This is a genomic window from Bacillus mycoides (genome assembly GCF_000832605.1).
Classification (GTDB): Bacteria; Bacillota; Bacilli; order Bacillales; family Bacillaceae_G; genus Bacillus_A; species Bacillus_A mycoides.
The window spans coordinates 2,184,521-2,196,491 of the sequence record NZ_CP009692.1 but is presented as its reverse complement, the minus strand read 5'-3'; the positions used below and the strand labels follow the sequence as shown (position 1 = coordinate 2,196,491).

Annotated in this window: 15 protein-coding genes; 1 reads left to right on the top strand and 14 read right to left on the bottom strand. The window is 33.9% G+C overall.

Annotated elements, in window-relative coordinates:
- Window positions 1-60: 60 nt before the first annotated feature.
- The 8 genes from copZ to BG05_RS13260 all read right to left on the bottom strand — a co-directional run bounded on the left by copZ (window position 61) and on the right by BG05_RS13260 (window position 5,382).
- On the bottom strand, window positions 61-267 hold the full coding sequence (copZ, locus tag BG05_RS13295; RefSeq protein WP_002033654.1) for a copper chaperone CopZ: 207 nt from the start codon (window positions 265-267) through the stop codon (window positions 61-63).
- 195 nt (window positions 268-462) lie between these two features.
- Complete coding sequence (locus tag BG05_RS13290) at window positions 463-765, bottom strand: metal-sensing transcriptional repressor (protein ID WP_002014668.1); 303 nt, start codon at window positions 763-765, stop codon at window positions 463-465.
- Between the two features lie 387 nt (window positions 766-1,152).
- Window positions 1,153-1,380, bottom strand: coding sequence for a hypothetical protein (locus BG05_RS13285; protein ID WP_000849103.1), 228 nt, complete (start codon window positions 1,378-1,380; stop codon window positions 1,153-1,155).
- Window positions 1,381-1,641: 261 nt separating this feature from the next.
- On the bottom strand, window positions 1,642-2,577 hold the full coding sequence (locus BG05_RS13280; protein WP_002185116.1) for a cation diffusion facilitator family transporter: 936 nt from the start codon (window positions 2,575-2,577) through the stop codon (window positions 1,642-1,644).
- Between the two features lie 92 nt (window positions 2,578-2,669).
- On the bottom strand, window positions 2,670-2,930 hold the full coding sequence (locus BG05_RS13275; protein ID WP_002066749.1) for a ferredoxin: 261 nt from the start codon (window positions 2,928-2,930) through the stop codon (window positions 2,670-2,672).
- A 60-nt stretch (window positions 2,931-2,990) separates the two neighbouring features.
- Window positions 2,991-3,713 (bottom strand): 2,3-diphosphoglycerate-dependent phosphoglycerate mutase, encoded by a 723-nt coding sequence (gene gpmA, locus BG05_RS13270; protein WP_003191068.1) that lies wholly within the window; start codon window positions 3,711-3,713, stop codon window positions 2,991-2,993.
- Between the two features lie 66 nt (window positions 3,714-3,779).
- Window positions 3,780-4,154 (bottom strand): ArsR/SmtB family transcription factor, encoded by a 375-nt coding sequence (locus BG05_RS13265; RefSeq protein WP_002066747.1) that lies wholly within the window; start codon window positions 4,152-4,154, stop codon window positions 3,780-3,782.
- A 151-nt stretch (window positions 4,155-4,305) separates the two neighbouring features.
- The gene (locus BG05_RS13260; protein WP_002128649.1) at window positions 4,306-5,382 is read right to left on the bottom strand and encodes a helix-turn-helix transcriptional regulator; all 1,077 of its coding nucleotides are present in this window, start codon (window positions 5,380-5,382) and stop codon (window positions 4,306-4,308) included.
- A 91-nt stretch (window positions 5,383-5,473) separates the two neighbouring features.
- Between BG05_RS13260 and BG05_RS13255 the strand changes: the two genes are divergently transcribed.
- A complete protein-coding gene (locus BG05_RS13255; protein ID WP_002185110.1) occupies window positions 5,474-6,163 on the top strand; it encodes a class I SAM-dependent methyltransferase in 690 nt (229 codons plus the stop codon).
- A gap of 44 nt (window positions 6,164-6,207) precedes the next feature.
- Here BG05_RS13255 and BG05_RS13250 read toward each other — a convergent pair whose 3' ends face one another.
- The 6 genes from BG05_RS13250 to BG05_RS13225 all read right to left on the bottom strand — a co-directional run bounded on the left by BG05_RS13250 (window position 6,208) and on the right by BG05_RS13225 (window position 11,956).
- Complete coding sequence (locus BG05_RS13250; RefSeq protein WP_002185109.1) at window positions 6,208-7,026, bottom strand: alpha/beta hydrolase; 819 nt, start codon at window positions 7,024-7,026, stop codon at window positions 6,208-6,210.
- A gap of 16 nt (window positions 7,027-7,042) precedes the next feature.
- Window positions 7,043-7,864 carry an ABC transporter ATP-binding protein gene (locus BG05_RS13245; protein WP_002014663.1) on the bottom strand — a complete coding sequence of 274 codons (822 nt, stop codon included), beginning with the start codon at window positions 7,862-7,864 and terminating at the stop codon, window positions 7,043-7,045.
- A gap of 14 nt (window positions 7,865-7,878) precedes the next feature.
- Window positions 7,879-8,901: a FecCD family ABC transporter permease gene (locus tag BG05_RS13240; protein WP_033734217.1), complete on the bottom strand. Its 1,023-nt coding sequence runs from the start codon at window positions 8,899-8,901 to the stop codon at window positions 7,879-7,881.
- On the bottom strand, window positions 8,894-9,901 hold the full coding sequence (locus BG05_RS13235; protein ID WP_016127435.1) for a FecCD family ABC transporter permease: 1,008 nt from the start codon (window positions 9,899-9,901) through the stop codon (window positions 8,894-8,896). The genes BG05_RS13240 and BG05_RS13235 overlap by 8 nt, the downstream gene beginning before the upstream one ends.
- Window positions 9,902-9,928: 27 nt before the next feature.
- On the bottom strand, window positions 9,929-10,894 hold the full coding sequence (locus BG05_RS13230; protein ID WP_003191059.1) for an iron-hydroxamate ABC transporter substrate-binding protein: 966 nt from the start codon (window positions 10,892-10,894) through the stop codon (window positions 9,929-9,931).
- A gap of 303 nt (window positions 10,895-11,197) precedes the next feature.
- Window positions 11,198-11,956, bottom strand: a complete 759-nt coding sequence (locus tag BG05_RS13225; protein WP_002185106.1) for an exodeoxyribonuclease III — start codon at window positions 11,954-11,956, stop codon at window positions 11,198-11,200.
- Between the last annotated feature and the right edge of the window lie 15 nt (window positions 11,957-11,971).

Sequence of the window (11,971 nt, the reverse complement as noted above, 5' to 3'; positions counted from 1 at the left end):
TTTTTAGCAAAATAAATCGTACTCCATATAAAGTACGATTTATTTCTATATTAAAAATTATTATTGAATTTCATAGCCTTGATCTTCAATTACAGCAACGATATCTTTTAACGTTACAACTGATGAGTCGATAGTAACTTCAACAGTTCCTTCTGCTAATTGAACTTTTACTTGTTCAACGCCGTTTAGTTCTTTCACATTACTTTCAATAGAATTTACACAATGCCCACAAGACATACCCTCAACTTTTAATGTTAACTGTTCCATTTAAAATCCTCCTCTTGTTTATTCATTGTTTATTAATCACAACTACATCTTACCATACCCCCCTAAGGTAATCAATGGTTTTGTATCATGATTTTTATTTTTTTCTAAAATCTTTATTTTTTTGCTCCAATTATGAATTTATATATCTTCTCCTATATAAACAAAAGCCAAGCTAGTCAAATACTAGCTTGGCTTTTATGCTTTTGAAAAACGTTCAAATACTGTCATTAATTCTTCAATTGCTTCGTCACCATTACCATTTTTAATAGCTCCTGAAACACAATGACTCGTATGATTTTTTAAGACACCCATTCCTACTTTTTTCATCGCTGCATTAATCGCAGAAATTTGAACTAAAATATCCACGCAATAACGATCATTTTCAATCATATTTTGAATACCACGGACTTGGCCTTCAATTCTCTTTAATCTATTTATAATTTGTTCTTTTTCTTTTTCTGATCTATGTGTTACTGATTCATGGTCCTTATGATCCATATTATCACCTTCTTAAAGTTTCTCTTCATCCAATAAAACAATTGCTTTTATGAGTATACCAATTATATCATCAAATATCTATGTAGGATACCCCATATGAGTATATTTTCGCTTTATGATTATTCTTAACACATCATTAGCTTCTCAGTCTCAATTAATATGATACCCTTTCTTTTTTTCAAAAAAACATTTCATCTCCCATCAAAACTCAATAAAGTGAAACTTTAATCACCCCTCACCAATCGAGCTTTTACGGGTAGCTAATGCGGGATAAAATGAAACAATAATAAGCGGGGATTGTCCATTCCCCACTTATTATTCGCCTACAAATATAAAAGCCTCAATCTTCACACATTTAAATCAAGGCTTTTTTCTTCCTATATATAATTATTGCTGGTCACATACTTTTGTATCATTCACTACTGAAGTTCCTTCAACGGTTACCGTATGAAAACAGTCATTTACACGAACTGTCACAACATTATCTTGCCGATCAATGATATGATATTCATTAAAATTTTTATTCAGAGCACTGCGAATTTGTTCTCCTTCATAAATTGGAATGCCATGTGATAAAACCCAAATAAGCCCAGCGATAGCAAGAATAGTTTTCATACGATCTACCTCCTTGAGAATATAGTGAACTTTAAATCCGCGCTTTTTCAGCTTTACTAATCATAAATTGAATTAACCAAGCCCTTTTGGAAGTAAGTTCATTTCGTCTATTTTATGTTTATGCTAATTGTGACGGAATTGTGACAATTTTTTGTCTCTTTAGATGAAAAGTTGAAACAAAACGTTCAAAAAGGACAATTCTACTTACGTGAACAAAAAGGCTATGGAGAATTTCCTCCATAGCCTTTTTGTTCAATTTTATTAAATGACCATTTCACTATGCTTAATCTTAAGCGTTTCAATTTGAATTGTAGCGTGTTCAATATGGAACTCCTGTTTTAACATAGTAATAATATTTTGAAGCACTTCTTGATCGTCCTGTTTTTTATCGATCATTACATGGACACTTAATGCATCTAATCCTGATGTAATTGTCCAAATGTGGAGATCGTGTATATCACGTACACCCTCTACTTCTTTAATAGCTTGCTTAACTTGTTCTATCTCAATTGAAACAGGTGTACCCTCCATAAGTATATGAATGGAATGTTTTGTTACTCCCCATGCACTCTTTAAAATTAATAGCGCTACAATTACTGAGATAATTGGATCTGCAATATACCATGAAAATAAAGACATAAGTGCACCAGCTACTAACGCACCAACTGAACCTAAAGCATCTCCAAGAACATGTAAATATGCGCTACGTAAATTGACGTTATTTTTCACATCACCTTGTCTCATAAGAGCCCCTGCACTAATTAAATTCGCTAGTAAACCAATTGATGCGATTAACATCATTGGACCACTCGCTACAGTTGGTGGTTCAAAAAACCTTCCGATTGCTTCCCACACGATAAGTCCCGCCACAACAAATAAGGTAATTCCATTAATTAATGCAGCTAAAATTTCAAAACGATAATATCCATACGTTTTTGTAGAAGTAACTGTTCTAGCTGCTAATCCAATGGCAATTAAACTTAATAATAACGAACTTGTATCACTTAACATATGTCCTGAATCAGATAATAAGGCTAAACTATTTGTAACTAGTCCTCCAAAAAATTCAAGAAACATAATAATTGCCGTAATTACTAATGCCGTAATTAAACCTTTCTTATTCCCTTCTCTACTCTCTTCAAAATGATGATGTCCGTGGGAATGCCCATGATGTTGGTGACCGTGATGATGTCTCATATAAATTCCTCCTTTTATTAATCTATTAACATTTGTTCTGAAATTCACCACTTCTATCTGTCTATTGCTTTTATTAATATAGAAACGCGGCTTTAATCCATTCTCATACCATTTTCTAATTTTTGATTTTCAAACGACTCTTTTCCTACTCGAATCGAATTTGTCGGACAACTTTCATATGCTGCCACCATTGCATTCAAAAATGTAGTTGGAATTCCAATTATTCCTTCATTGTGATCTAATGCACCAAATGCTTTACTTTTACAATCCAATTGATATATATCTGGTGCTATAGAGCGGCATAATCCACATGATTCACAAGTTTCTTTATTTACAACAGTATAATGTAACAATATTTGTTACCTCCATTAATCTCATACAATACTAAGGTAGGGTATATAGAAATGATTATTTTACACTATTTTTCTTTCTATCACTTCTCCTTTTCCCCTTAAATAATAATGACATATCGGTTTTAAATCGTTATCTAATTCATAAACTAATGGTGTTCCTGTTGGAATGTTTACATATTCTATATCTTCATCTGAAATTTGATCTAAATGTTTTACTAAAGCTCGTATTGTATTTCCATGCGCTGCAATAATCACTTTTTTTCCATCTTTTAAATTAGGGACTATTTCTTCATCCCAATATGAAACAACTCGTTTTTCTGTATCTTCTAGATTTTCTGTAAGGGGAAACTTATTTTCTTTTAAATCTCTATACTTCGGATGTGCCGCTTCATATCTCTCATCATCTTTTGTAAGAGCTGGTGGGCGTACATTTGTTGAACGTCTCCATAAAGTTACTCTCTCATCACCATATTTTCTCGCTGTTTCTTCTTTATTTAATCCTTGAAGTGCACCGTAATGTCTCTCATTTAATTTCCAGGTTTTATGAATAGGTATCCACATCAAATCCATTTCCTCAAGAGTAATCCACAAAGTACGCATCGCACTTTTTAAAACAGATGTATATGCTATATCGAATGAGAATCCATCGGCTTTCAAAATCTCTCCAGCTTCTCTTGCTTCTCGAAGACCAGCATTTGATAAGTCTACATCCGTCCAACCTGTAAACCGATTTTCAACATTCCATTCACTTTGTCCGTGCCGTATTAAAACTAGCTTTACCATACTTATTATCTCCTCTCCTTTTAAAGTTGCATTTTCATAAAGAAGTATCTTTATGAAAATGCATGATTACATATCAAGTTCTTTCTTGTTCATTTCACTACTATGACTAAACGCTAATTCAATTAATCCATTTACGTGAGAGTCATCTAATGAATAAAAAACAAGTTTCCCTTCTTTACGCTTTTTCGCTAATCCTATTGTTTGTAATAGTCTTAAATGATGCGATGCCGTTGCAATACTGCTATGAATAATACTTGCGACATCTCGTACGCAAAGCTCATTTTCCGTATACAGCGCATAAGCAATTTTCAAACGTGTTTCATCTGCAAGTGCCTTAAACATTTTCGCTACACTACTTATATTTTCTTTCTCCAACATGTCACTTGCATGCTTTACTTTTTGCTCATCGTGATAACAAAGTTCACAATGTTCTTCTTTCATAAGTAACACCTCTTATTCAAGTATATATTTGATTATGTATACAGTATACCTTATTAACCGAAAACATTCAAATGTTCATTTGAATGTTTTCGGTTATCCTAAAAAAATTATAAAAAAAGAATCCTACATGACTTTGGATTCTTTTCTATTATTACTTCTCTTTAGAAAAACAAAACTTCGAAAAAACCTCCCATATAAGTTCATTTCTACTACATACCCCTACCTTTTCAAAAATGGATTTAAAATGATCTTGAACTGTATACGTAGAAATATGCAATTCTTCCGCCACGTCTTTTGTTGACATTCCTCTAACAATCCCTACTATCACTTGCTTCTCTCTTTGAGAAAGACTATAAGAATCTGCAATAAGGGGAAAAACTTCTTCCGGCCTCGCTCTTTCAAACAAAACTATATAGCCATCATTACAACTACCGTAACCTTCTAACCTACTCGCGCGAATAACTAAAAATTGTCCACAAGATAAACCAATACCTACCATTTCCCCTTCATCTGCTGCTTCCCTATTAGATTCGTTGGCTTTCACTCTTGAACAAACCGCACGTATTGGCCTTGGAACGTCATCTTCATTCAATTGTTCATATGTTCTAAGAGTGGATAGCCACGCCTTTCCATTTTGATCCCAATATAGTAGGTCAAATTTTTCATTTAATATAATCGTACCCGTTCCTACTACTTCCACTTGTTCCTCTGAACATGTTATAAATGATTTTCTTAATGTATCTCCCACAATAGAGCTTATTTTTGATAAATACTCACATTCATTTTGTTGAAAAGATACTCTTGTATTATCTCGAAACAAACTTAAGTGTCCAAAACATTTTCCTTTACTCATACAAACCACTCTTACTTCATCTATAAAACCGGCTGGTTTTAAAATATTTCGATACCTAGCGCTTTTTATCGGATTATCATTTGTGACAATACGTATCGCGCCAACATGGGGGGCCTTTCGTGCTAAATCTTTAAATTTGTTGTAATCATCCTCTAAAAATTCATTCATAAATAACAGCGAATGCAGCTGTTCAATTATTCGATCTGTATATGCCCCGGTTGATAAAAATGTGCGTGGGTCTATAGCGGTGAAGCAGGAAGCATCAAATGGAATTAACTTTTTTAATATATTTAAAAACCCTTTTTGGAATTGTCTAGTTGAGCTCTCGCTTTTCATTAACACTGTTATTTCTTTCGTTGCCTGTTCATAAATCATCTTTATTCCCCCCAGATTTATGGGATTGTTTCCTCTAACCATTTCATTTCATAATAAAGTGAAACTTTATTGTAAAAGAGGAGGTTAAAAAATGAGCTGGAATGATTGTACTGTACATACGTATGAACGAACAATTCCGTTGAAAATCCCTGGATATTTTACCCTATATGAAATGATGAATCATTTCTTATTTACTACACTCCCTAAAGAAAATATGAATCCAAAGTTACTAATTATAGGTGCTGGTGGTGGACAAGAAATCCTCTCAATAGGCAAACAAAATAGCAATTTTTATTTTACAGGTGTTGATCCATCTGAAAGCATGCTACAGTTAGCTAAAAAAAGAATTGAAAACGCAGGCATACAAAATCAAATTCACTTTGTACATGGAACTGTTCATTCATTATTAACCAATCCATTATTTGACGCTGCCACCTGTATGCTTGTTCTGCACTTCATCCCAACTATGAAGGGGAAAAAAGAGTTACTTAATGAAATTAGTAGTCGCTTAAAGCCCGGTGCTCCATTCTTTCTCTCTTCAATAAATGGTATACCCCATACAAGTATGTTTTCTGCACAATTAAATGCTTGGCGCAACCATATGATGCAAAATCAAATTCCATTAAAAGATTGGGAACGATTTGAAAATTCTTTTGAAAAAGAAATGTTTCCTATTTCTGAAACAGATTTACTAACTATCATGGAGGAATGTGGCTTTACTCAAATCACTCGTTTTTTCACTAGCTTTTTAATTGATGGGTACGTGGCAATAAAACAATAATGAAAAAAGGTAAGCAATTGCTTACCTTTTTTCATATACGTCTTCTACACTTGACTAATAAATCGCAATCCTTTACTTAAAGACGTTGGGACAACAGATGCGTGATTCTCCCCTTCCGCTTCATAAAACTTAAATTTAAGTTTATCATGTGTTACTTGGAGAAGGCGCTCTGATAATTCGTTTGCCCCTACAACCATATGCTCTCGTTCTAGTGCCCCAACTGTAAGGAACACTCCCGTTTCAAACTTGGCACTATTTAATTCACTTATAAGATTCTCTTCTTTTTCAAGCACAGATTGGTTATTCCACCAAATAGATGGACTACTAATAAAATAATTTTGAAAGGCATTTACGTTTGTAAATAGTATATGTAAAGCAAATAAACCACCTAGCGAATGCCCAAATAACGTTTGTTTTCCTTTATCAATCTCAAAATCATTTTCGATTTGAGGCTTCAGTTCTTCTTCTATAAAAGTAAAGAAGTTATGTGCTCCTCCTGTTTTAGGCCACGGTTTGCCACCTGGTTTTAAAGGTGCATCTTTTGAAATTACGCTAGGCGTAAAATCATAACATCTTTCTTCTCCTGAAAATGCCCCTTCAATACGATAACCAATACCTACTATAATAGCTGGTGAAACACCTGTTTTCTCTGCTCTAACTGATTGTATTTTAACCGCTTCATGGAATGTTTGAAAAAAGGCATTGCCATCTAATACGTATATAACAGGATATCCTGACTCTGGTGCTGGCTGCCTCGGCTTTGAAATATGAATTTGATATTCTTTACCTTCTAATTTTGAATACATTTTCCACTGTTCTGTATTAAATGTAATAACCTGCTGTTTTTCAATAGTAGTATTCATCTTACATCCCCCCTTCTTAACTCGTTACATATATTTCTACTTTCTCTTCTTGAGATACAACGCTATCGTAACCGAAACAAACAGGAGACCCATTATACGGATCAATCATGACACGTGCATCAATATGAAATACTTCTTTTAACACTTCATTTGTAATTATTTCTTCTGGGCTACCAGTTGTAACGATTTCCCCTTCCTTCATTGCAATAATTTCATCTGAAAACCTTGCTGCATGGTTAATATCATGTAATACCATAACGACCGTACAATTATGTTCTTTATTTAACTTCTCCACAATTTGTAATACATCTAATTGATGAGACATATCAAGATATGTAGTTGGCTCATCTAATAGCAACACTTCTGTCTCTTGTGCTAAAGCCATCGCTAGCCATACCTTCTGTCGTTGACCACCTGATAAATTTGCAATTTGTCTCGTTCGAAATTCAGAAGTTTTCGTTATTTCTAATGCCCAATCAATCATTTCTTTATCTTTTGAAGTTAACTTATTTACGTTATTTCGATGTGGATAGCGTCCATAAGAAATTAACTCTTCTACTTTAAGCTCTCCTGGTGCAATTGGAGTTTGCGGAAGTAAAGCTAACTGCTTCGCAATTTCTTTCGTTGGAATTGTATTTAAATCCTGTCCTTGCAAATATACTTTACCGCTCTTTTGCTTTAAAATTCTTCCCATTGTTTTTAACAATGTCGATTTCCCGCACCCGTTTGGTCCTATAATTGTCGTTACTTTTCCTTCTTGTATTTCCACATTTAAATCGCGAAACACTGTAAGCTTTTCATAACTCGTTTCTAAATTTTTTGCACTTAAAATACTCACTTTTATTCCTCCTCTTACGCTTTCGCCTTATAAAGTAAATATAAGAAATACGGTACACCGACAATAGAAATAACGATTCCAACAGGTAACTCTACAGGGGTGAAAACTGTTTTTGCAATAAAGTCTGAAGCTATTACAAGGAACATTCCGATTACTCCACACGTAGGAATTATATATTTATGCTGAATACCGACGAGCCTTTTCGCTATATGCGGTGCCATTAATCCAATGAAACCAATACTTCCTGAAACAGCAACACATGCACTCACAAGTCCGATACTACTTAATAGTAAAATGGATTTCTCTCGTTCTACTGCAACACCTAAACTTGTAATACTCGTTTCTTCCAATTGAAATAAATCTAATAAATAAGCTTTCTTTTGTATAAGTGGAATTAAAATGATAAGCCACGGTAACATAGCAACAATATACTTCCAGTTTGTACTATATATGCTTCCAGACACCCAAACTGCAGCCATCTCGAAATCAGTTGACTTCATTTTGAGCGATAAATACATAGAAAACGCTCCAAATCCAGATCCAATTGCAATCCCTGTTAATAAAAGACGTTGCGAGTCTAACTTACCGTTTTTCCAAGAAAACAGATAAATTATTATAGCGGCTCCTAGCCCACCGACTAAACCAAACATCGGCATCATCATAATAGAAACCCAGTCTGTGCTCTTTAATTGCCCTTGAAAGAAGAACATGAAAATTACGATGGCTGTACCTGCTCCGGCATTCACTCCTAAAATACCTGGGTCCGCCAATCCATTTCTCGTAATCCCTTGAATTACAGCACCCGCAACACCGAGGCCTAATCCTACTAATCCAGCAATTACAATGCGCGGAAGGCGAAACTCAAAAATAACTAAATCGTGGTCTGGTACTGGATCTATTCTAAAGAGTGTTTTAAATACATCTGTAATCGTAATATCAAACGTACCATTCGTTAAACTAATATAAATAGCACATAATATTAAAAATATACTAATCCCCATTGTCATTCCAAAACGTTGACTTGAACTTTTAAGCATGTCTCTCTCCTCCTCTTTTACGGATTAAATAAAGGAAGAAAGGAATTCCAATTAAGGAAGTAACGACTCCAATTGGTGTTTCAAATGGATAGTTTACAAATCTACTTAAAATGTCACATAATGCTAAGAAAACTCCACCAATAACGCCTGCGCAAGGCAAAATCCACTTATAATCTACCCCAATTATAAAGCGCGTAATGTGTGGAATAATTAAACCTACAAAACCAACTTTCCCCACTAAAGCAACTGCTGTTCCTGTTAAAAAAATAACTGATAAAATTGCCATCGCTTTAACTAGTTTTGTACGCTGACCTAGATTAATAGAAACTTCTTCTCCTAAAGAAAGAATGGTAATAGATTTTGATATTAATAGTGCTAAAATTATACCAATTATCCCAAATGGTATCGTGATTTTAATGATATTAGGGTCCACTTGATCTAACTTTGCATTAAACCAAAAACTAACATTTTGAGAAATTTGGAAATATGAAGCCATCGCAGCCGATACACTACTTAAAAATGTTCCAATAACTGTCCCTATAATTGCTAATCTAACAGGGGATAAGCCATTTTGAAGGAGTGAGCCAAAACCAAACACTATACCGGCTCCTAGTGCAGAGCCAATCATTGAACATAAAACCATACCAATCGATGACATTCCCGGAAGAAAAATCATACAAAGTGTAATAACAAAGGCTGCACCATCCGTCACACCCATAATAGAAGGGGATGCAAGATAGTTTCTTGTCATCCCCTGCATAAGTGCTCCTGATATGGCTAGAAATGCTCCGACTAAAAGAGCTGCAACTACCCTTGGTAAACGTGAAGTAATAATAATATTATGATTTACATCGCTTGAATCAAAATGAAATAAAGCATTCCACACTGTTTCAGCATCAATGTTTTTCGCCCCATATAAAACAGAAAGTATAACTGTAAATAAAATCAATATGGGTGCTATACATAAAATGGTTACTGGTACCGCATTCGTTTTCTGCATATCATTCAACGCACCTTACTTATTGTATTATTTAGATAAATTTTTCACTGCTTCTTTTAAGAATGCTGTTTTACTCCAAGCTGTGCCACCTTGGGCCATTGGATCTACAACGTTTACAAATACTTTCTTTTCTTTCGCAGCATTCATACTTTGCCAAATTGGATTGCTTTCAATTTCTTCTAGCACTTTCGGGTTTTTATTTTCACTTGCCTCATATTGTAAGAAAACATAATCTGGGTTAAGTTCAGCAAGTTTTTCAAATGAAATTTTCTCTTGTGCTTTTACAGTTTTAAGTTGTTCTGGAGCAGTTAGTCCAAGATCTTTATAAATTACAGGGTTGAAGTATACTCCTTCTGGATATAGGAATAATTCATTTGCTCTTAGTCTAATTACAAGTACTTTTTTGTCTTTTAACTTATCTCCTAATTTTGCTTTTGCTTTTTCAGCGTCCGCATTGTAATCTTTAATAATTTTTTCTGCTTTATCTTTTTTACCAGTTAATTCTCCCATTAACTTTAAGTTATCTTCCCAATCTGTTGAAACGTGTGATACCGGGAACGTCGGAGCTACTTTCGTAAACTTTTCAGCTGTTTCTGCTGGGAATTTCGTACTAGATGTAATAACATCCGGTTTTAATTGAAGTAATGTTTCAAAATTAGGTTGCATTTTTTCACCCACAGATTTTGCACCCTCTAATTCTTTTTCAAGATACTTTGGTAATTTACCACCTACAGTAATTGCACCTACCGGTTTAATTCCAAGTACTGCCGCATCTTCCATTGACTCTAAACTAGCTGTCGCAATTTTATCTACTTTTGCTGGTAATGTATATTCTTTACCTAAATATGTAATCTTTCGCTTTTCGTCTTTTTTCGTTTCCGTAGCCTTTGTCTGTTGTTTTTGTTCCCCAGAAGTTTTGTCTGCACTATTACATGCTGCTAAACCAACACTTAAAACTGTAACTATCCCTAATGTAAATAACTTCTTGTTCATCTTTATATATCTCCTCTCAAAACTTGTAAATAGATTATTTTTATATGAAAACTTAACTACATGAAACTTGTCCCAAACATATATTTCATTAGATTAATAATTTTATCCGGAACTCATTCTCATTCACTTCCCCTAAACTATAATTCTTTTACACTTCATCCATCGATAACCTTTTTCAATGATAATGATTATCGTTACTAAGTATATATTTAATATGCAATTATTTCAAGAATGATTTGAAAAATTTTAACAAACTGAATTAAAAAGAAGTATCCGCCTATTATTAGCGAGATACTTCTATTTTTAGAAATTTATATGTAATTCAACTGGACAATGGTCTGATCCCATTATTTCACTGTTAATTTTCGCCTCTGTTATTTTGTCTTTCATTCTTTCCGAGACAACAAAATAATCTAAACGCCATCCAATATTTTTTGCTCTCGCTCCCATACGATACGACCACCACGAATATGCTCCTTCCTGATCAGGATAAAGGTAGCGATACGTATCAACAAATCCTTCTTCTAAAGTACGTGTAAACTTCTCCCTCTCCTCATCAGAGAATCCAGGGTTTTTACGGTTACTTTTTGGATTTTTTAAATCTATTTCTTTATGTGCGACGTTTAAATCTCCGCAAAAAACAACTGATTTCTTTTCATTTAATCGTTTAATATAGGCCCTGAAATCATCTTCCCATTTCATTCTGTAATCTAAGCGTTCTAATCCACGTTTGGAGTTTGGTGTATATAACGTTATCATATAAAAATCTTCAAATTCTAACGTAATAACTCGTCCTTCTTGATCATGCTCTTCAATCCCTAAACCATATGTAACAGAAATCGGTTCTTTTTTCGTGAAAATAGCCGTTCCTGAGTAGCCTTTTTTCACAGCATAATTCCAATATGTATAATATCCCTCGGGATTTAAATCAATTTGTCCACTTTGTAATTTAATTTCCTGTAAACAAAATATATCTGCATTAGATTCTTCTAGATATTCTAGAAATCCACCTTTTGCAATAACTGCTCGCAAACCATTTACATTCCATGAAATCAACTTCATCTATGTTCCTCCTCT

Coding starts and splice junctions, on each gene's coding strand:
- BG05_RS13280 (WP_002185116.1), bottom strand. CDS start 2,577: ATGAGACATCATCACGGTCACCAACATCATGGGCATTCCCACGGACAT.
- BG05_RS13290 (WP_002014668.1), bottom strand. CDS start 765: ATGGATCATAAGGACCATGAATCAGTAACACATAGATCAGAAAAAGAA.
- BG05_RS13225 (WP_002185106.1), bottom strand. CDS start 11,956: ATGAAGTTGATTTCATGGAATGTAAATGGTTTGCGAGCAGTTATTGCA.
- copZ (WP_002033654.1), bottom strand. CDS start 267: ATGGAACAGTTAACATTAAAAGTTGAGGGTATGTCTTGTGGGCATTGT.
- gpmA (WP_003191068.1), bottom strand. CDS start 3,713: ATGGTAAAGCTAGTTTTAATACGGCACGGACAAAGTGAATGGAATGTT.
- BG05_RS13260 (WP_002128649.1), bottom strand. CDS start 5,382: ATGATTTATGAACAGGCAACGAAAGAAATAACAGTGTTAATGAAAAGC.
- BG05_RS13235 (WP_016127435.1), bottom strand. CDS start 9,901: ATGCAGAAAACGAATGCGGTACCAGTAACCATTTTATGTATAGCACCC.
- BG05_RS13240 (WP_033734217.1), bottom strand. CDS start 8,901: ATGCTTAAAAGTTCAAGTCAACGTTTTGGAATGACAATGGGGATTAGT.
- BG05_RS13230 (WP_003191059.1), bottom strand. CDS start 10,894: ATGAACAAGAAGTTATTTACATTAGGGATAGTTACAGTTTTAAGTGTT.
- BG05_RS13285 (WP_000849103.1), bottom strand. CDS start 1,380: ATGAAAACTATTCTTGCTATCGCTGGGCTTATTTGGGTTTTATCACAT.
- BG05_RS13250 (WP_002185109.1), bottom strand. CDS start 7,026: ATGAATACTACTATTGAAAAACAGCAGGTTATTACATTTAATACAGAA.
- BG05_RS13255 (WP_002185110.1), top strand. CDS start 5,474: ATGAGCTGGAATGATTGTACTGTACATACGTATGAACGAACAATTCCG.
- BG05_RS13265 (WP_002066747.1), bottom strand. CDS start 4,154: ATGAAAGAAGAACATTGTGAACTTTGTTATCACGATGAGCAAAAAGTA.